The following is a 21,633-nucleotide window of genomic DNA, read 5'->3' on the forward strand; positions in this document are numbered from 1 at the left end:
CGTTAGTATAGTTTGCTCTAGAATATACTTTGGTCCCATATCTATTAAAGATTTCTAAGCTTTGTACATCGAAACTACTTAAGTCGAAAAAATCGTTTTTATTATCTCCGTTTGGCGATATACCTTGTGGAATAATACAATTTTCTAACTCGTAAACTTCTACGTCTTCGCTAGCAGTACAACCAGACGCGATGAATGAAACTTCTACAGTATATGTTCCTTGCGTTAATACTGTACTTAAAGCTAAACTGTTCGCTCCTGGAATTAATACACCTTCGTTATACCATGTAACTGATACTTCCGAAGCGTTGTAATTAACACCTGTAGCAGTTACCGTAATAGGGCTAGAGGCATTAGGACATACTTCGTAAACATTATTAGAGTCGAAAGTAGTCTCTGGTGCATCGGCAAGAATTAAACCTAAAGTAGTTGTTTCAAAACAACCTGAAGTCGCATCCTCCACTCTTACATATACAGTCGTTGGATTTGAATCAAATGCTGTAGGGTCAAGAATAGCATCGGTATTTGTTTCAGCATCAGCTAAAGTGATGTGGTATGTAAAGATATAATCTGAAGCGTTAGTAATAATACTTGCTTCGTTAACCGTTAAATTAAATAGTGAATAACCATCGCCATCATCATCACAACCTTGAACATCTTGCGGCTGTGTTAATACAGGTTTAGGTGCTAAATCGATTTCAAATGAACCTACTCCTGTACAACCCGTTGCTGTGTCTTCGGCAGAAACATAAATAGTTGTTGCTGTAGAATCGTAAGCTGTTGGCGTTGTAATAGGGTCTATTTGGTCTATTGCGTTTTGTTCTGTTAAGTAATAGCTTAATACAATGTCTGTTTGCGTTCCTATAATAATAGCGTCATTAACTGTTAAATTGAATGTTGCTATAGCATCATTACTAGAATCACAACCATAAATGATGGGTGAGTCGTTAGCAATTGGGTTAGGGAAGAACTCCACTATAATTTGATCTGAAGCAAAACAAGAAAAGTTATTGTTAAAAACAAGCTCTACAATATATACTCCTGTTTCAGTCACCTCTACTGTTGGTCCGTCTTCTCCGGCAATAGGTTCTTGAATACCATCAGCTAAAGTATACCAAGTCACTACAGTGTTAGCTGGCACAGGTACACCGACATCTAAAGTAACAGCGTCACCTTCACAGTTAGCATTACCGTCTGCTAATAAAATATCTGCCCCTAGATCTACTTCTCCAATTTGGAAACTACTCGCTGCAAAGAAAACCGCTGAATCATGCGATGTATCACCGTCATCGGCAATAACCAATTTAATATGGTATTGACGGTTAGGCACTACAGTAGAAAACGCCGTAATAGGTACCGTTCTTCCTACAAAGTTAGTAGGACTTGTAATAGGAGGCAAACCAGCACCACCATAGAATTCGCCAAACAATGCTGGATTTTCCGAAGAACAATTTCCGTTGTAAGCATTATCTCTAATTGTAAATACTGATATAGGTGTAGTCGTTCCTGGAACCACTGCGATGTTTGTTGTTACTCCTGTAACCGTATCTGTTAATAAGAAAGCAAAAGCATCAGAATACCCACATTGGAATGTTCCATATTCTTCAGCAGCAAAAATAAAGTCGAATGACATTTCGTCTATTAACGGTACGAAATCAAATTCTATTATAGAGGCATTATTACTTGAAACATTAGGTATTTCATTCTCTAAATCTGTATCCCCAGGCCAAAGAGATGTTCCTCCTGCGATGGTTCCTGTTTCAGGACCAGCTGCATCTAATACGTTTCCTGTAGTCATCATAATTCCACTTTCAAAAGGGAAAGAAGACCCGTTCGCTTCGAAGTATCCAATACCATTTACGTCTCCAAAATCTGTTCCTGTAGACCACGTAATGTTAGACACTGTAGAACATGGAGAGTTTATTAAAACATCTTCAACTAATTGATCTACCGTGTACGTAGTATCATCTACTATAATAGCAGGTGGAACACTATAGACACATAAATCGAATGTGATGTCTTGATAGTCTTCGTCTGAATTAGAATTTACTCTAATATAATAGGTGTCACCAATAGTAAGGTTGTTTACAATTAATGTGTCAGTGAACCCACAATCTATATTTGTTAAAGCACTACAATCTGTACCTTCATAAACTCCGTAATTAATAAAGAATGATCCCTGAATGTTACTAACATCAACGGCGTGGTCTGTAGAAAGAGCTTCAAAGCTAAACCAAACGTCATCGTTTGTCGTACCTCCACAATCGTTTGCTTGGGTAGATTCCGTAGCACCAAATAAAGTGCCTGATACATTATTTGTACATGTATCATCTGCATTAGCTAAGAAAGGTGTTGCGTTTATACAATCATCGTTATCTGGAGCACATGCTGGTAAGTTTAGAACGCCACTACTAATTACACAGTCTGTATTTTGATCGTTTGTTATAAAAATATTAACATCTTGGTTAAGAGGGAATGGCCCAACAGGGAAAACATCTAACGTAGAAACCGTTGTTGTTGTCCCGTCAAAATCGTTAGAAATTGTTAACGTTGATGCATCTCCAAGACTCGTTACATCTACATCTACGGTAATCTGATCATTATCACAATCTGGAACAATTGTAAATGTCGCTTCAGCTAGCGTACAAGATAACATCTGCACGTCTAAAGTAAAGTCTAGAGTTACGCCATAAGATCCATTATAACATGGATTTGGAGTCGTCATAAAATCAGCAGTTACGATACGCATTCTGTGCTGACCTATTGGCGCTGTTGCAGGCATAATAAAAGAGGCATCCAATGTTGCAGGATTGCCGTTTGTAGAAGCTCCTTGATAAACAAGTTCTCCAGCATCGAATACTAGGTTGTCATCAAAATCTATCCAGATATAGGTGTCGTAAGTATAGCCAGTTTCAAAAGTAATTTGAAGATTAGTGTTGACACCTTGAAAAACAGTAACCGCAGGCGTTGTGTGGTTTTCGTACGTAACATCTCCAAAACTAGGGAAGGCCGTAGTCGCAATGGTTACGTTACCAACTCCTGTACCATCGTTAGTTGACGGTATAGATTCGCAATACCCCGTAAAGAATGTTTCAGGACCAATCCATATGCTAGTACCATCTGTAGCTCCACAATCTGCTTGTACGTAAAAATCGTAAAATGTATCGGCAGTAAGGCCTGATAAAACAGTAGGATTAGTTGTTGTATTTAAAAGAGTACCTGTCCCTGGAGTAAAACCTTGAGGGCCATACTCGATGTTCCAGTCTGTTGCTGTTCCGTTTTCTGTCCAACTTACTTCAGTAGAGGTTAAAGATAAGTTGTTATATGCTAAGTTACTAACAGATTGACATGTCGGTAAATTATCGAATGTTACATCATCGATAGCAATATCATCAAAATAATCACTAGGATCAATAACTTCAGAGAAGATAAAACGTGCTTGAGCACTACCTGTAAATGTTAAACCACTTAAATCTATAGTTATTAATTCCCAACCATTAGTGTTGGTATTATAAATATCCATAGGGATCCAGTTTGCACCATCCCAAACTTCTACGTCTAATTGTGCGTTTGAAGACCCTTCGTTATCACTAATAATGAAGAATGATAAAGCTGGAGTTGTTAAAGTAGAAAGATCTATTAAAGGAGTAAGCAAAGTGGCAGGAGAATCTGTACCTGAACCATCTGCCCAAGCAAAATAACCACCAGAAGCAGTGTTGCCAGTAAGAGTTCCGTTGTTACCAATATGGTTAAAATCACCGTTGTCACTAAAATTCCAATCCTCACCACCGGTCATAGTCCAACATAATGGAATGTCTCCACCGTTTTCAAAGTTTTGAGTGTAAGGAGCTGTAAATAATGCACATTCCGTATCGAAGTTATAAGGACCTATCCAATCACTATTGTCACTTCCGCAAATAGCTCTAATATATACCTCATAGTTAGTTGCAGGATTTAAGCCTGTTGCTAAATATGGATTTGTTGTAGTAGCAACGCCGTTGGTTGTAGGCGTTCCTGTTCCTACAGTTTGGATTGCAATTTCCCAATCTGTTTCTAAACCATTAGAAGCCCAAGCAATATCTGCAGTGGTTGCAGTAATATTTGATGCAGAAATAGTCGAAGGGTTTGGACAGTTTGGTAACTCATCGAAAGTAACGTCGTCTATTGCAATATCATCGTAATAATCAGCCGTTACAGGCTCAGAGAAAATAAAACGCGCTTGTACGTTTCCGGTAATATTTAGTGTACTAATATTGATGGTTTTCTTTTCCCATCCAATTGTGTTCGTATTGTATGTTCCCATTAAGTTCCAAGCAGCACCATCCCAAACCTCAACGTCTAATTGTGAGTTTGCAAAGTCTTCATTGTCACTAATTTCAAAAAAAGTTATTGATGGTGTTGTTAAGCCTGAAACATCTACGTAAGGCGTCGTTAAAGTTGCAGGCCCTTGTGCTCCAGATGAATCTACCCAAGCAAAATACCCGTTAGAAATAGTGTTACCAGTTATGATACCGTTATCACCAATGTGATTACCGGCTGCAGTATTACTAAATGTCCAATCTTCACCACCACTCATAGACCAACAGGCAGGAATAGCACTAACATTTTCAAAATCTTGAGTGTAAGGTGCTGTAAAAAAAGCACATTCTGAACTAAAATTAAGTGGGCCAACCCACGGACTAAATTCACCGCCACCACAATCAGCTCTTACATAAGCCTCGTAGTCTGTTTGGGCAGTTAAGCCTGTTGCTGTGTAAGGGTTATTCGTTGTCGCATCACCATTGCTGGTTGGTTCGCCAGTTCCTGGTACTTGTACCGCAACTTCCCAATTCGTTTCAGGACCGCCAGCAGTCCATATAAGGTTAGCTTCTGTATCTGTAGCATTAACTAGTGCAAAATCATTAGGTATAGGACATATTGTATTGTAAACCTCTACGTTGTCTATCATCCAGTAGTAACCCCAAACACTATCATTATCGTACGTAAAACGGATTTGCATATTTGCATTAGAATACGCTGTAATGTTGATGTTTTGTTGGTCTGGAGTGGCATAAGATCCAGCATCAGACGTTTGATTTAAAACTTCAATCCAGTTTGTGCCATCAAAAACTTCAACCGAAGTGTACTCCGTAGTAACGCTTCTAAAATATTGAATGAAATCTAAAAATAGTGTAGTAGAACCTGTAGTGTCAAAAGCAGGTGATGTCAACGTTTCAACAAGTGTAACTGCTGAGCCTGCGCTGTCGCTGTCTACAAAAGCAGCACTAGTGCCGTCTAACGATTGTCCTGCTTGCAAGCCCGAGGCCCAAGAGTCTCCAGTTGCCGAACCGGCATCTGTAATGGTCCATGTTGCTGGAATGTTGGTGTTGAAATCCTCTTGAATATAAGTTTGCGCAGTAAGCGATAACCCAAAACAAAGTAATAACAACAGAAGAGTAATTTTTCTCATTATATAGTACAATTTAATTTATATACGGTTTATAAAATAGGCTTAAAGATATGTTAAATGTGGCACATAAAATATAACAATAGATGTAATGTAATTTTTTTCGTTGAAATGAATTTTATTGTGAAGAGTAACCGTCTGAATCACTGTGTAAATACGAGGTCTTATAAGCTTATTACCAGGTGTCTGTTAATTTCATTACCGAATGCATCTACGGCTGTTAAATTATGGGGTCCCTCTTCAGGAATAATCGCTTTTTCGTGGATGTCATTTGTTATACCAATAAAGGAGGAATCTAAATACCAATAGATTGTGGTTTCTGGTTTTGAATGGGCAATTTTCAAAATCAATGGATTGGTGTTTCCATCGAAGTCTTTTGGAAGGAATACAGTTGTCGATTCATTAGGGTAAATAAACTCCATAAACGCGGCGCTATTTGTGTTGCAATCCTCTCGAAACGCTGGTAAAGCTTTATAGAAAGGGTTTTTAGATTTGTAGTAATACGCCATTAAAGGAGGTAATACAAACCACGATTTATGAGTTATTTTGTCTAAATTTTCACAGGAAGAATTAACTTGATACTGTTCCTTTTCATCCAAATGAATTAAAATGTGATAGGGACAAGCTCTTGTTTTAAGTCCGCTAATTTGAATAAAATTCAATTCAATGTCCGGACAAATAGTGGACGCGCGATAACCGCTATTAGAACATATCTTTACCTCCCGCATTTCGTCGTAAGGTGTAGAAAACCATTCGCTTTGTGGTACTACATCGAACACGTCAAAAAGAATAGGGGCTGCAGATTGCACACCTACTAAGCCGGGGCGTCCCTCGCCATCCGCATTACCAACCCACACGCCAACCACGTAATCTTTGGTGGTGCCAATGGCCCAGGCATCTCTAAAACCGTAACTGGTTCCTGTTTTCCAAGCAATCTGTTTCGAATCATCAAAAAACTCCCAGCTCTCATTGCCTTCCGGGCGATTAACCTCTTTTAAACTTTCGTAAGTGAGATAGATAGAAGCGGCATCGAACAGGGTTTTTTCAGACGATTTTTGTCCGAAATCTATAGTTTCTGAAGCTAAAAAAGTAGGTTCGCAAAATTCATTCGAAAAATACTCTGAAGAGCTCGCATTGAAATGATTTAATGTGGAGGATAAGTTGGCATAACTTTTACATAAATCCCATAGATTGCTTTCTGCGCCTCCTAATATTAAAGACAATCCATAATGGTTAGCATTGTATTTTACATCCCGAAGTTTCAAAGCTTTTAAATAATGGTAAAAGCGATCTAACCCAAAATCTTGAAGCATTAAGACCGAAGGTACATTTAGTGACCGCGATAATGCTTTTTTTGCGGGCACTACCCCGTCAAATTCTTTGTTGTAATTTTCCGGAACATAATTCCCGAAGTTTGTGGGCACATCAGCAATTAGGGTATTGGGGAGCAAGTCGCCAGCATCTAAAACAGCCGCGTATAAAAAAGGTTTTAAAATGCTTCCGGTGCTGCGCGGTTTGTCTATAATATCAACATCTTTTTGATGTTTTTTATCGGTGGGTGCATTACCAACATAGGTTAGTACTTGTCGTGTCTTAACGTCTAAAATTAACACTGAAATATTATAAATCTCATTTTGCTTTAATATATTATAATGTTTGGAAACAATCGCGTTAGTTTGCTCTTGGAATTTACTGTTAATAGTTGTTTGCACACGTTCACCACGATGTGTTTTGGCTACTTTCTGAAGGAGATGTGGTGCTATCCGTGGCAGCGGATAAGGTTTTTGTGGTAATCTTTCAGCGATAGATAATCTGTAAGTTAAACTATCAATACTATTATTACTAAGTAGTTTCTTTAAAAGTCGATTTCTTTTGTTTAAAAGCAATTTTTGGTTTTTTCCAGGATAAATTAAGCTAGGAGCATTTGGCAAAACGGCTAAAGTAGCGCTCTCTGCCCACGAGAGTTCTTCTGCATTCCTATTAAAATAACGCCAAGAGGCCGCATCTATACCTACGACATTTCCGCCGAAAGGAGCATAACTGGCATAAAAGGCCAAAATACTTTCTTTACTATACTTTAATTCTAATCGCGTTGCTAAAATTAATTCTTTAATTTTTTCGAAATAGGTCCGCGATTGTCCTTTACGTGAGAGTCTAATCACCTGTTGTGTTAAGGTGCTTCCACCACGTTTTACACTGCCAGATTCTAAATTCTGCCTCAGTGCTTTTGCAATGGAAACAGGATTAAAACCGGGATGCTGATAGAAGTACGCGTCTTCAAAAGCAATAATACACGTTTTAAATTTATCGGGCACACTATCGCTTTTTGGAAACCGCCATTGTCCGTCGCTAGCTATTTTTGCCCCTAATAAGCGATTGGATGCACTTGTAATAACCGTCGCCGTAGGGTCTTTAAATAGCGTTCTTGGCAAACAGAAATAATAAGACACTAAAAGGAGTGCTAGCACTATTGCTTTTAGTTTGTGTCTTTTTACATATAATATAAGGCGTTTCATATATTCTGTCTGTACTAAAATAGCCGTTGCTTTAAAAGCAAAGGCTATTTTTCACTGTCCTTTTATTTGCTCTTTATTTTTCTACTGAGATCCATTTTCCTGCGCCACGAACTAAAAACTCATTATCGTACATTGCTTCAGCTTGAACACCCGGTAAATAATAAGTGCCTAAATAGGAGGCATTAAGTAACACATTAAATGTTTTTGTGCCTTTAGATTTTCCTTTGCTAGGCAAATCGAAATAGAAATTGACACGATCATCACGAATGTCTGTGTAACGTGCTTGGCTAGTAATGCTATTTCCGTAAGCCGTAAAACGTGTGTTTACAATTTCCCATCCCGATGGAAAAATCTGGGTTAAGGCAATATCGTTTACTGTTTCATCTTTTAGATTAGTTACCGTTACCGTCGCCATAAAATCTTCACCTTGTTTTAAATTATCAATAATAATGTTATTTCCTTTTAGATCTTTATAAGCGACATCGACACTCAGACCACGTTGCTCTATGTGCTCTTCGCCTAATGGTAATTTACCGGAATTTAAAACACGAACATAGACCACGTTCTCTTGGTTGTTTTTAAAACTTAAAGAATTTGCGCCGTCTTTAACTGCTAACTCACGCTGGGCAATTGCGCTATTGGTTTTAATCGTTTCTGTTTTACCATTCATAGTGTATTGTAGGTCTAACGATTTCCCGCCATTGATTGTAACCATTTTTGCCATTGCCATCAAACTATAAGCCGTTGTTTGGGTACTCATCCAGCGATCGCTAGATAAGTTTTTTGCGAGATATTTGGCCAATTTGTGCCTTCTTTTATCTTTTGTAAGCACCATAGTTTCCAGAGCCATTGCGCGATTTCTATCTGCCGAGCCATAGGTGTAATAGTTGTATTTAGGCGATTGAAATTCAATAGTCGCCGTTTTGGCAATGGTATTACTCGCTTCAATTTGTCCTGCTAAAGCATAGGCCGCGGCTAGGCGCCATTTCGCTTCGTTTGAAATCTCTGTAAATTCATTTAATCTATTCATAGCACTTAAATCGGCACTTCCGGCTAAAGCTAAGGTATATAATCTGTACGCTTGTGCTAAGTCGCTGTTAGGTGTTTTATAGCTCGGTCTCCAATTTCTAGCGGTTTCTTTTTGATATTTTAACCAATTGTTTTTAAAAGTAATTGGTAACACATAACCTTGCTTTTCGGCTTCAATCATAAAGTGGCCGGCATAACTTGTGCTCCAATCATTAACATAGTTTTCTCCAATCCAGTAGCTCATACCTCCATTTGGACGCTGAAAATTCCCTAACCGTTTTATCGCACTTTTAATATTAGAGTGAAGTTCTTGTTTTCTTTTTATAGGTAAATCGAAAATAGCTTCTAAATATAACTGCGGAAAAACGGCCGATATTGTTTGCTCTAAACACCCGTGTGGATATTGAATTAAAAACTGTAAACGTCGTGTGAAATCCATTGGAGGCATCGTAGAAAATTCTACTGTAGCAAAATTTGAGCCTATAACGCCAAAGGTTTCAAAGTTTAATTCTTCCGAAACTCTTTTTTCTAGAGTGCGATCCAATGCTTTAGAAGTAATCGGGTTTGGGTTTACAACATCAAGCTCTACAATGTAAGATGCTTTTTCGCCATTTCCAGAAGCAATAACTTCTACAGTATTAATGCCTTTTGCCTTGCTTACGTCCAATTGAAAATACGTCATTTTTTCATCTGGTTTAGCAAAAGATAGCGTTTTTGTTGCTTCACCAACGACTGCAATACCGTTGCTAAGCTTAAGTTTTAAAGTTACATTCTTAACGCGTGGTTCCATAGCGAAAACCGTTACGGGTAGGGTTACTTTTTCTCCCGGGCTTAATTTTCGTGGTAACGTTGCTAAAATCATTAAAGGCTTTTTAACTTCTACAGATTTATCGGCACTTCCGTAAGCTTCCATTTCTGTGTTTCCAGCAACCACCATAGTACGCACAGCGCCAATATAATTTGGCATTTTAATCGTGTGCGTTTTCTTGTCATTAGCTTTTAAAGTAAACGGGCCTAAAACAGTAACTACGGGCTTAAAACGGTTGGCTTTTTTTGCTTTTCCAGCAAGGGCATTACCATCTCCACCAATAGCGAAAATTTGTTCTATACTACCGCTGTAAGCACCGATAACAGCGTCGAAAATGTCCCATGTTTTTACCCCTAATGCTTCGCGAGCATAAAAAGCATCCCACGCATTTGGAGTTTTAAATCGCGTTAAATCGAGTAAACCTTCCTCTACAACCGCAATCGTATACGTCATCGCTCTATTGTTTTTTTCTGAGACGGTTACCGTGAAATCTTCTTTAGGGCGCAAGACGTCTGGCATTTTAATTATAGGCTCTAGTTTCGTGTTTTTATCTTCCACTAGAAGCGGGATAACGCCATATAAGCGTAATGGTAAATCGTTTGCTGTGCTGGCGTGAGGTTGTAATAAGGAGATGTTTACAAATGCATTGGGAGTCATATTTTTTGTTACTGGAATATTGACAACTGTTTCACCGTGTTCAGTTTCTACCCATTTATAGTCTAAAACATCGGTACCATTTTCTATACTGACCAAAGCGCGGCCAGCAGTCCCTGAAGGAAAAGTGATTTTTGCTGTTTCACCCACGTTGTATTTTTCTTTATCGGCAGCGAAAACTAGCATTTTTGCTGCTTCCTTATCACCGCTAGGTTGTTTAGACCACCAATTTTTATAAAAATAAGCAGTTCTTCCGGTGGCGTGACCGTTCTTAGGATCGAAAACACGAATTAAATAGCGGCCGCTTTCCGTTTCGGGAACATTAATTTTAAAACTCGCTTTTCCTTTGGCATCTGTGTTTACTGTCGTTTCCATAAATGGTTTATGGTAAGAGCTGGACGTGTATTTTGATAAATTATCTTCAGATGAATTCCACCACCAACGCCATTCAACCTTATAAACTTTTACTTCTAAATTGTTTTGCTGTATGGGTTTTCCTTGGCTGTTTACAGTTATAATATCGAACGTTTTGTCTTCATCTGTAAAAAAGGATCCGTACGCTTTTCCGTCAGGTGATTGTAAACCGACAAATGATTTATAAGGCGCATATTTTTTAGTAAAGGCATCCATTGAAAAATCGCCGCCGTTCTCGAAAGCACGCACTAAAAATTGAACGTTTAACATTCCGGGGGCATTTTTTCCTACTGAAAGTGAGTTTTCAATTTTCGCAAATCCATCGGCATTAACGCGACTTTCAAATACGGAAAGCTCTTCCGAAGAAAAAGTTCTCGAAGGGTCTGAAAACGCATACTTTTTATAGTTAGGAAATGGCTGATACGCATTACTGAATTTCGCTTTTATTTCTGCTTTAACACTTTTCGCCGCTGCGCCGTGCAACCAATTTACTTGCAACGTACCGTTAAGAGGTTTGCTGCTTGTTAACACCGCGTCTGTAAAATCGATCTTAATTTTTAAACGGTTGGGCTTAACGGTTTCTACTTTTAACGCTTTGTAAAAGTGAGCGCCACCAACGCTCACTTTGGCATTCCAGTTTCCGGTTTTACTATCGGTTGTTGTGGGTATAGTAAACGTGTAAAAACTATTCACGTTATTAGCGGTTATTTTTTTGTAGACTAACTTTCCGTTAGGATTGGTTACTTCCATTTTTATAGGATGCCCTTCTGGTATTGCGTTCGCATTATCATCGAGAATAAACGATAAGTAAATAGAATCTCCAGGTCTCCAAACGCCGCGTTCGCCATAAATATAACCTTTTAAGCCACGTTGTAACTGGTTTCCCGAAACATCAAATTTAGATAGGGATAGCGAATTTCCATCGTCCAGTTTAATGTAAGTCGTATTTTTTCCTTTAGTAACAATAGCGAAGGCTGCACGACTTTTAGTAGCGATAGAAGCTATGCCCACTGTGTTTGTTTTTTTTGACGTTATTTTTTGCTGCTGAAAGTTATAGAGTGTTACGCGTGCATTGGGTTCTACGTCGGTATTTAAAATATTTGTAACTGCGAATAAGTAATTAGTATTAGCTCCTTTTTTTACAATTACACCAAGGTTTGAAGCAATCAGATTTTGAGCGATAACCTTATCTTGGTTGTAATATGCATCGTGGCAAGGGTTATCGCGTTCTCTCCAATTATAACTATCGTTGCGATAGCTGTAGCCTAGGTTGTCCCAATAGTTTTCTTCCCGCAGATTTTCTTCATCAGGGCTTAATTCATCGTAATTATTATAGTCGTCGTCGTATGACGTGTTATAATAATGTTCGTTATTTTCGAGATTGGTTATATTATTAGTCACGTTACAATCGTAAAGCGAATAGTCTTTTTTAAAACTGATTTCCACTCGGTATATGGCACCAGGATTCGCGTTAAATAATGTCGATAAATCCACGCTATAGGTTTTCCATTTACTAAGATTGGGCTGGCCGTCCTCGATAAGTGTTATCGTTTTTTTCGCAATGCGGCGGCCGACGTGTCGAATCGCGTAGTTATTGCTGTCTTTTAAATTATTGTCTTGTAAAAATTGAAGCACATTATCTTCAAAGATTTTAATAACTCGAATATCAACAGCTTTTAAGTTAATCGCCTCAAAATTAAATTTTAACTGCTCAGAATTTGGTAAAATAACGCCGCTATTTACTAAACGAACTTCGGGTTTTACCTCTTCAAAAGAAATCAATTCAGAAAACGGTTGCTTTAATTTATAACCATCGGTATTTTGTATGCCTTGAAACACCTCCACTTGAAAATCTCCGTTAATCTTAGACTGCGGATAGGCTTTTAGAATATTACCATCGACAATATATTTAGGGTTTTTACTATCTTGAATACTAATTAACCCATCAAAATTTTGCTGTTTTTTTAAGGGATCAGAAAAGTTAATCGATAAATATTGCTCCGGCTCTTGAATCACATCAATTTTTGTGATGATAAAATTATTAATACCAGGAATTAACACGGTGTTTTCACCGTTATTATCTGCTTTAATAGCCTTTCCGTTCCATTCTAAAACTATTTTAGTGTCGTCAATTTCGCGATGTATGCTATCAATTTTAAATTCAAAATATTTTGCCGGTTGGCTTAATTCATTCCATTCTACGTTTAGTTTTTTACCATTTTGCGACGCTTCAATCAATTGTTTTGCTTGCTTAAGCGCAATATAATCGGCAGATTTTACGGCACCCAGTAGGTATTGCCATTCTTCATTATAAGATTGTAATTCGTTTGTTACAATACTAAAATTTGGTGCGATGGTTTTAAACTGGAACGTGTAACTATTATACTCTTCTGGGAGCTCTTTATAAATTTTTCCTAGAAAAATGGTTACGGCATATTCGGTGTCTGCCGCTAAAGTTTCGTCTGGAATAAAAGAAAAAGTACGTGAATTATTGGCCACTAATGTGCCCGACACGTGTGGCTGTATAGAGAAAATGTCGTCTGTTAGTAGTTCTTTATCTGTTTCCCAACCTTCCACAGGATTGCTTAAGTTTACTTTTATAGGGCTCGAAGCTGAAACTCTACCCGAGGTTGTATAGCTTATATAATCTCTAAATTTGAATAAATTATCGGTTTCTACAGGTGTCTTTTTACAAGAAAACATAAAGAGGACGTAAAGAAGGAGGCTAAAAACGGATTTGATAGACATTGGTTAAAATTTTTTATAAAACTAAATAAATTAGAGTTATAAAAAACACTTTTTTAGTAATTGTATTTGGACTCGCAAGAATTCGTAGTGTAACCGATAGTATTTGTTTTATGCTATAATTTAAGCGAGATAATATAGTGTAAAATTGAATAATAACACGTCCTTTTTAAAAAGTAAAGCTTAGGTTTTTTTTAAGATAGCGATGCCCTGATAAACGGCTAATTATTACTATATTCGCATTGATAATTTAATAATTCGTAAAAAACAATTAAATATGGCAGCAAATTTAGCTGATTTCGGAATAAAAGAAGCACTAAGTGAATTAGGTGTAAAAGACATAAATGAAGGATCCTCTACGGGATCAAATAGTTTTTCTAATGGAGAGCTTATTGAATCATATTCTCCAGTAGATGGAAAATTAATTGCTAAAGTAAAAGCGACGACTCAAGCAGATTACAATAAAGTTATGGATGCTGCAACTTCAGCTTTTAAAGATTGGAGAACAATGCCAGCGCCACAACGTGGTGAAATCGTTCGTCAATTTGGAGATAAGTTAAGAGAGAAAAAAGAGGCTTTAGGTAAGTTAGTGTCTTACGAGATGGGTAAATCGTACCAAGAAGGTCTAGGCGAGGTTCAAGAAATGATCGATATCTGCGATTTCGCAGTAGGTTTATCTAGACAATTACACGGGTTAACAATGCACTCAGAACGTCCAGGACATAGAATGTACGAGCAGTACCATCCAATGGGAGTTGTCGGTATTATTTCTGCCTTTAACTTTCCAGTGGCAGTTTGGGCTTGGAACACGGCATTAGCGTGGGTTTGTGGAGATGTTTGCGTATGGAAACCAAGTGAGAAAACACCGTTATGTGGTATCGCTTGTCAAAATATAGCAGCAGAAGTCTTTAAAGCAAATGGTTTACCAGAAGGAATTAGTAACCTAATTAATGGCGATCATAAGGTTGGTGGAATGATGTCTAAAGACAAACGTATGCCTCTACTCTCGGCAACAGGGTCGATTAGAATGGGTAAAAGTGTTGCTCAAGAAGTAGCAGGTCGTTTAGGGAAATCATTATTAGAATTAGGAGGAAACAACGCTATTATTGTGACTCCAGATGCCGATATTAAAATGACGGTTATTGGTGCTGTATTTGGCGCTGTTGGTACTGCAGGACAACGTTGTACCTCTACACGTCGCTTAATTATTCACGAATCTATTTACGATAAAGTAAAAGACGCTGTAGTAAAAGCTTACGGGCAGTTGCGTATCGGGAATCCTTTAGATGAAAATAATCACGTAGGACCAATTATCGATAAAGATGCCGTAAAAATGTATCAAGCTGCGTTAGATAAAGTAGTAGAAGAAGGCGGTAACGTCGTGGTTGAAGGTGGCGTGCTTTCAGGTGAAGGTTACGAGTCTGGTTGTTATGTAAAACCAGCAATTGCTGAAGCTAAAAACGATTACGAAATTGTACAACACGAAACATTTGCACCAGTATTATACTTAATTAAGTACTCTGGAGATGTACACGATGCCTTAGCCTTGCAAAATGGTGTGGGTCAAGGATTATCGTCTGCAATTATGACAAATAATTTACGCGAAGCAGAAGCATTCTTATCTGTAGAAGGATCAGATTGTGGTATTTCCAATGTAAACATAGGAACTTCGGGAGCCGAGATTGGTGGTGCTTTTGGTGGTGAAAAAGATACAGGTGGTGGACGTGAGTCTGGGTCTGATGCTTGGAAAGTATATATGAGACGCCAAACCAATACAATTAATTATACTGACGATTTACCTCTTGCCCAAGGTATTAAATTCGATTTGTAGTATTTAGATTCATAATATATTGAAAAACCCGCAGCGAAAGCTGCGGGTTTTTTGTTATGATAGCTTTATAATAAACGTTTGCCTATGTAATAGTGTTATTGGTCGAATATTAATGAAACATTAAAACAATAGTTGATTTTATGTCAATATTTTTAATAACTTAATAGTCAGTAACTTAAAAACAACTGCGAAAATGAGTAAAAAATCAACGTACATCTTAGGTCTTTTTCTAACCATTGCTTTGGGTACTTTTCTGTTTTATAATTTATGTTGTTCTACTTTGGGCGACGAAGAGGCGCTTCCGGTAATTACGGAGACGATAGTGGCAAAAGAAGAAGTGCAACCAGCAACCAAAAGTGAGTTCTCGATGGTAGACAATAAAAGTGGAGTATCATTTACGTCAATGGCTAATTTTAATTTCAGATTTTCGAATGCCATAGTGCTAAAACCAGTCGCTGAAGGATTAAAACGAGAAGTCGATAGATTGTCAACTTTTTTAAGTGAGAATTCTTTAAAGACGGCAGAAATTACTGGATTCTATCGCGGCGATGAAGTGAATACTACCGCCTTTCCGAATATAGGTTTGGCGCGCGCAAACGCTGTAAAAAGCTATTTAATATCGCAAGGTGTTTCTTCACGATCTATAAACACCTATGGAGAATTAAATGAAGATATGGTGCCCAATCAAGAGAATGCTTTCTTTGGCCCTTTAAAGTATGTAGTGTCTACACTTGCTGAAAACGATACGAGCTTAAAGGACGAATTAAATAAACTCCAAAAGGACATAAAAGAAGACCCTTTAATACTGTATTTTAACATTGGGAATACAGCTATAAACCTCTCTGAAGCACAGCGTGAAAAAGTAGCCAAAATATCGCGACTTATAGATAAATCTGTAAACGTACAGTTACAAGTGATCGGGCATACAGATAATACTGGCGATCGACAAAATAATATCGATTTAGCATTAAAAAGAGCAGGATTTATAAGAGACTATTTTGTAGATAATTTCATCTCGGAAACTAAAATTGAAACCTCTTCAAAAGGTCCAGATGCTCCTATTGCGAGTAATGATACCGAAGAAGGGCGCTCTAAAAACCGAAGAGTAGTAGTAACCATTAACTAAAAACCATAAAAATTATGAACTGGTGTATATTAATTCCTTTAATAGTAGGGCTTTTAAGTGCAATATTTGGATATTTAATAGGTAAGATTTCTGGTGGAACAACCCCGCAAGCGGAAAGACCTAATACCGATATTTATAAAAATAGAATTGCCAAACTAGAAGCCGATTTAGAGGCGTGTAAAGCAAATAGGATCACCGCTGCAAAACCGGCAGGAAAACCATCGGGAGTCGGAAATTCAGGGGCTGATTCTAGTTTTATGGCTTCAAATTCAGCAAGTCCCAAAGCAAGGGCTAAACCAAATGAAAAACCGCAATCACAAACAACGACACCAACCTTTGATGCTGTCGCTGCAAAAGCAGCTTTAGGCAAGGTTGTAAAACACAACGATTTAAAAATTGTTGAAGGCGTCGGGCCTAAAATCGCAGAATTATTTCATGCTCATAATGTAAAAACTTGGCTTGCTTTATCGCAGTGTAGCGTAGAAAAGTGTACGGAAGTTTTACGAGCTGGAGGTAAGCGTTTCGAAATTCATAAACCCTACACTTGGCCGGAGCAAGCAAAATTAGCGCACGAAGGCCAATGGTTAAAATTAAAAGAACGGCAAGACGCTTTAGATAAGGGACAGTAGTTAAAAGCTGCCGGAATAAATGACAAAAGAGTTCAGTATTTAAAATACCGAACTCTTTTTTTGTAATGTAAACCCTGCTTCAATGCCAAATTTTTCTGGGAGAAACAAGGTTTGTAAAGTTGATTAATAGCTCTGTAAAAATAGTAAATGTGTATATGAATAATTTATGCTAATGTGTGTTTGGTAATAAAAACTGTATAGCTGGTAACGATTTAATTTAACTGTATTTTACTTTCCTTAGAATCCTAACAGCATCCTTGTAATGTGAGTATACGGCGGTACTATGAGATTTTAAATACGGTTTAGCTTCTTCAAGTTTATCGATGGCTTCATGAAATAAATTTAAATAGCAGATAAGGTAGGTTGCGGGTAGATTTAATAAATCTTTTTCTTCTTCTTGATTAAGTGTAGCGTTTCGTTTTAAACGGTCTATTAGGGCATTATTAATGTTGTAAATATGATGCAGAATTTTCTTATCGAATTGCGGGGCTTCAAAAACGAGAAGAGACTCTATAGAGTAGCTGAGGTTGTCGTTAAATTGAATGAGGGTTTCTTCCAAAGGGTAATGTTTAAAGTTATCCTGAAGCCCTAAATGTACATATTCTATAATTTTAAAGCTGTCCTCCGTCATCGTAATAGATACTTTGTCTAAATTAGAATAAAACAAACGGACTTGCTCATTAATGAGTTCTATATCCACTCGTGAGAGGTACAATTCGTTTACTGTTTTCTTCTCTTCCGCAGCCCAGCATACCACGAAATACTCTTTAAACACTTTGTATTGCGGATTGTAATCTTTACGTTTATTCATAAAATCGAAAACACCATCGAGAGTATACCCGATAGTATTCTGCGAATGCTTCTCTATTTCAAAAACCGATTTAGAGTTTACATCGGTAATATCACTTTTAAATACTTTGGGCATACTTATGCTGCCTTCTCTAAAAAAGACAGCGCCACCGTAATATTTCCAGATATTTTTTCTAAGCGAGCTTAAACCTTCGGCTGCTCGAATAGTTACTAATCCTACTACTTTATTTTCAGATAAATGTGGAAACGATACATTTTCGTACTGTATAATGGGCGGATTGTGTAAGTAGGCATTAACCAGATTTTGGATTTTAGAATCGTCAAAAAAATCAACGCCAACAATAGCGCTGTCTTCATCTTCAATCCCAATAACAATAAACGAGTTGTTTTTTGGGTTGCTATTCGCTAAGGCGCACACGTGTTTAAGAAACTTAGCTTTACCTTCTTTATGGCTAATATCAATTTTACGTTTTTTATCGTAAAAACTGTTCTCGTCGTTATGAGCGAGCAGATTCTTAATAAGTAAACGTTTGTTAATCATAATCTTAAGGAGGTGGCTATCGTGAGTTCTTACCTGTGCTTTTGGTTGATATGACGAGTAAGTTACAACTCTTTTTTTACCAAAGTAGCACTCGCTTGCGCTGTTGGTAATACTAATAAGTCGGCAATATTTACGTGTGGTGGTCTGGTAATTGCAAAATAAATAATATCGGCAATATCTTCTGGTTGTAATGCAGCGAAGCCTTTGTAAACATCGTTAGCACTGTGGTCGCCTTTAAAACGCACTTGCGAAAATTCGGTTTCTACTAAACCTGGGTTTATAGCGCCGACTTTTATTCCGAAAGGATTTAAATCCATTCGCATGCCTTCAGTTAATGCTAAAACAGCGTGTTTACTTGCGCAATACACGTTACCTTTTGGGTAGACTTCTTTTCCTGCCGAAGACCCAATGTTTATAATATGCCCCGATTGTCTTTCGGTCATTTGTGGAATCACAGCTTTACTCACATAGAGTAATCCTTTAACATTACTATCCATCATCGCGTCCCAGTCGTCCAAATTACCGTCTTGAATTGGGTCTAATCCGTGAGCGTTTCCTGCGTTGTTAATTAAAATGTCGATGATTTTAAAATCTTCAGGTAAACTGTTTATGGCCTTAAAGACAGCTTCTCTATCTGTGATGTCAAAATTTAAGGTATGTACTCGGCAGTGATTTTCCAGTTCTTTTTGTAAAGCGTCCAAGCGATCTTGTCGTCTTCCGCATACAATTAATGCGATGCCGTGCTTTGCGAATTCGTGAGCTGTGGCTTGTCCTATTCCACTAGTGGCACCTGTAATTAAGGCTGTTTTAGTCATTATTTTTGTTTTATTAATGTTGAGGATACTAAGAAAGGTTGTAATTATGCTAAAAAAACAATAAACCTATAGCATTAAAGCGTTTGTTTTTTTTAAATTGTAAACCCAAAATAGTAAAAGTATTCTGTTTTAAGATTATGAAGTGATTATTACCAATTGTTATTGATTGTTTAAAAATAAGAACTATTTAATATATAATTGGCTATTATCACAGTAATTTTTAACCAATTATTAACACGGTGTCATTAAAAAAATGAACAATTTGCAGAACTTAAATGCGACTTTTAAAAACTAAGGAAATGATAGAAGAAACTAGTACAGTGGATATTAAATCTATAAATGAGAAAATTGAAAGAGAAAGTGCTTTTGTAGACTTATTAATGCTAGAGATGAATAAAGTAATCGTTGGACAAAAGCACATGATCGAGCGGTTATTAGTAGGCTTATTAGGTCGTGGCCATATTTTATTAGAAGGAGTTCCAGGATTAGCAAAAACTTTAGCTATTAATACGTTAGCTCAAGCCGTAGATGGCAGTTTTAGTAGAATTCAGTTTACGCCAGATTTATTACCGGCAGACGTTACTGGAACCCTGATTTATAATATGAAAGAGAATGATTTCTCGATAAAAAAGGGCCCTATTTTTGCTAATTTTGTATTAGCAGATGAGATAAACAGGGCGCCAGCAAAAGTGCAATCGGCATTGTTAGAAGCGATGCAAGAAAAGCAAGTTACTATTGGCGATGAAACGTATATTTTAGATAAGCCGTTTCTTGTTATGGCAACGCAAAATCCGGTAGAGCAAGAAGGAACGTACCCGTTGCCTGAAGCACAAGTCGATCGTTTTATGCTAAAAACAGTAATAGATTACCCTAAACAACACGAGGAACAACTCATTATGAGAGCCAATTTAAAAGGGTCTTGGGAGAAAGTGAACCCTGTTGTTTCAGTAGCACAGATATTAAGAGCACAAGAAGTGGTGCGTGAAGTCTATATGGATGAAAAAATTGAGAAATACATTCTTGATATTATCTTCGCGACACGGTACCCAGAACAATATAAATTAGACGAGTTAAAACCACTTATCACTTTTGGGGCGTCACCTCGTGGAAGTATAAACCTAGCTACTGCAGCAAAATGCTATGCGTTTATTAAACGCCGTGGGTATGTTATTCCAGAAGATGTAAGAGCCGTAGTTTACGATGTTTTACGTCACAGAATTGGGCTTACTTACGAAGCCGAAGCCGAGAATATAACTTCAGAAGACATTATTAGTAAAATTGTAAATGTTATTGAGGTACCCTAAATTTAGTCTTCTTAAAGTCTCGAAAGAGCGATAACCGCACACAGTAATAAGATAAAAACGATTTAAGAATCCTGAGTTTTTAAGGACTTCACTTATAATGGATACTAAAGAATTACTAAAAAAAGTACGTAAAATTGAGATCAAGACACGCCGGTTGTCCGATCATCTCTTTGGAGGGGAATACCATTCTACCTTCAAAGGACGAGGTATGACTTTTTCTGAAGTACGACAATATCAGTTTGGTGATGACGTAAGGAATATAGACTGGAATGTTACCGCACGGTATCATGAACCCTATATTAAGGTTTTTGAAGAAGAACGCGAACTGACAATGATGCTTGTTGTTGATATTTCTGGATCGAATGCTTTTGGAACACAAGAACAATTTAAAAATGAAATGGCAACCGAAATTGCAGCAACTTTAGCCTTTTCGGCAACTCAGAATAATGATAAAATAGGTCTTATTTTGTTTTCAGATGATATTGAGCTTTATATTCCACCAAAAAAAGGACGTTCTCACGTGTTAAGAATTATACGAGAACTTATAGAGTTTAAACCTAAAAGCAAACAAACCGATGTGGCTAAAGCGTTAAAGTTTCTTCATAACGTTATGAAGAAAAAAGCCATTGTTTTTATTTTGAGTGATTTTATCGCTGAAGAGTATAGCCAAACGTTAAAAATAGCCGCCAAAAAACACGATATTACTGGTATTCGAGTGTATGATAAAAGTGAAGAATCAATTCCTAATTTGGGGCTAGTACAAATGGAAGATGCCGAAACAGGAGCCTTACAATACATTAATACAGCATCGAAAAAAGTAAGAACCGAGTACGGTGCGTTTTTCAACGATAAAGAAAATTATTATAAAAACAGTTTTTCAAAATCTGGCGCAGGTTCCATAAGCTGCGCGACACACGAAAGCTATGTAAAAAAATTACTAGGCTATTTTAAACGCAGAGGATAAA

General features: G+C 37.4%; 10 protein-coding genes. 5 read left to right on the forward strand and 5 right to left on the reverse strand.

All coding sequences use genetic code 11. From position 1 onward, the window contains the following. The 3 genes from ES676_RS15060 to ES676_RS05610 all read right to left on the reverse strand — a co-directional run. On the reverse strand, window positions 1-5,449 hold a 5,449-nt coding region (locus ES676_RS15060; RefSeq protein ID WP_246130312.1), incomplete at its 3' end, for a choice-of-anchor L domain-containing protein. A 161-nt stretch (window positions 5,450-5,610) separates the two neighbouring features. After that, window positions 5,611-7,962 carry a penicillin-binding protein 1C gene (pbpC, locus tag ES676_RS05605; protein WP_148369207.1) on the reverse strand — a complete coding sequence of 784 codons (2,352 nt, stop codon included), beginning with the start codon at window positions 7,960-7,962 and terminating at the stop codon, window positions 5,611-5,613. 73 nt (window positions 7,963-8,035) lie between these two features. After that, the gene (locus ES676_RS05610; RefSeq protein WP_148369209.1) at window positions 8,036-13,615 is read right to left on the reverse strand and encodes an Ig-like domain-containing alpha-2-macroglobulin family protein; all 5,580 of its coding nucleotides are present in this window, start codon (window positions 13,613-13,615) and stop codon (window positions 8,036-8,038) included. 274 nt (window positions 13,616-13,889) lie between these two features. Here ES676_RS05610 and amaB point away from each other — a divergent pair, with 274 nt between their 5' ends. The 3 genes from amaB to ES676_RS05625 all read left to right on the forward strand — a co-directional run bounded on the left by amaB (window position 13,890) and on the right by ES676_RS05625 (window position 17,198). Beyond that, a complete protein-coding gene (gene amaB / locus ES676_RS05615) occupies window positions 13,890-15,443 on the forward strand; it encodes an L-piperidine-6-carboxylate dehydrogenase (RefSeq protein ID WP_148369211.1) in 1,554 nt (517 codons plus the stop codon). Between the two features lie 193 nt (window positions 15,444-15,636). Beyond that, on the forward strand, window positions 15,637-16,569 hold the full coding sequence (locus ES676_RS05620; protein ID WP_148369213.1) for an OmpA family protein: 933 nt from the start codon (window positions 15,637-15,639) through the stop codon (window positions 16,567-16,569). 14 nt (window positions 16,570-16,583) lie between these two features. Next, entirely contained in the window at window positions 16,584-17,198 is a 615-nt protein-coding gene (locus tag ES676_RS05625; protein WP_148369215.1) for a hypothetical protein, read from the forward strand. A 217-nt stretch (window positions 17,199-17,415) separates the two neighbouring features. On the opposite strand, the gene ES676_RS05630 is transcribed toward ES676_RS05625, so the two are convergent. Next, window positions 17,416-18,549, reverse strand: coding sequence for an ATP-binding protein (locus tag ES676_RS05630; RefSeq protein ID WP_148369217.1), 1,134 nt, complete (start codon window positions 18,547-18,549; stop codon window positions 17,416-17,418). 62 nt (window positions 18,550-18,611) lie between these two features. After that, entirely contained in the window at window positions 18,612-19,364 is a 753-nt protein-coding gene (locus ES676_RS05635; protein ID WP_148369218.1) for an SDR family NAD(P)-dependent oxidoreductase, read from the reverse strand. A 299-nt stretch (window positions 19,365-19,663) separates the two neighbouring features. Here ES676_RS05635 and ES676_RS05640 point away from each other — a divergent pair, with 299 nt between their 5' ends. After that, window positions 19,664-20,668, forward strand: coding sequence for an AAA family ATPase (locus ES676_RS05640; RefSeq protein ID WP_211357867.1), 1,005 nt, complete (start codon window positions 19,664-19,666; stop codon window positions 20,666-20,668). 97 nt (window positions 20,669-20,765) lie between these two features. After that, on the forward strand, window positions 20,766-21,632 hold the full coding sequence (locus tag ES676_RS05645; RefSeq protein WP_148369220.1) for a DUF58 domain-containing protein: 867 nt from the start codon (window positions 20,766-20,768) through the stop codon (window positions 21,630-21,632). Window position 21,633 lies beyond the last annotated feature (1 nt).

It is taken from the genome of Bizionia saleffrena (assembly GCF_008086175.1).
Taxonomy (GTDB): Bacteria; Bacteroidota; Bacteroidia; order Flavobacteriales; family Flavobacteriaceae; genus Bizionia; species Bizionia saleffrena.

Bases quoted from the DNA above. Each gene is read 5' to 3' on its own strand.
- ES676_RS05630 (WP_148369217.1), bottom strand. From the start codon at position 18,549: ATGATTAACAAACGTTTACTTATTAAGAATCTGCTCGCTCATAACGAC.
- ES676_RS05625 (WP_148369215.1), top strand. From the start codon at position 16,584: ATGAACTGGTGTATATTAATTCCTTTAATAGTAGGGCTTTTAAGTGCA.
- ES676_RS05640 (WP_211357867.1), top strand. From the start codon at position 19,664: ATGATAGAAGAAACTAGTACAGTGGATATTAAATCTATAAATGAGAAA.
- ES676_RS05610 (WP_148369209.1), bottom strand. From the start codon at position 13,615: ATGTCTATCAAATCCGTTTTTAGCCTCCTTCTTTACGTCCTCTTTATG.
- amaB (WP_148369211.1), top strand. From the start codon at position 13,890: ATGGCAGCAAATTTAGCTGATTTCGGAATAAAAGAAGCACTAAGTGAA.
- ES676_RS05635 (WP_148369218.1), bottom strand. From the start codon at position 19,364: ATGACTAAAACAGCCTTAATTACAGGTGCCACTAGTGGAATAGGACAA.
- ES676_RS05620 (WP_148369213.1), top strand. From the start codon at position 15,637: ATGAGTAAAAAATCAACGTACATCTTAGGTCTTTTTCTAACCATTGCT.
- pbpC (WP_148369207.1), bottom strand. From the start codon at position 7,962: ATGAAACGCCTTATATTATATGTAAAAAGACACAAACTAAAAGCAATA.
- ES676_RS05645 (WP_148369220.1), top strand. From the start codon at position 20,766: ATGGATACTAAAGAATTACTAAAAAAAGTACGTAAAATTGAGATCAAG.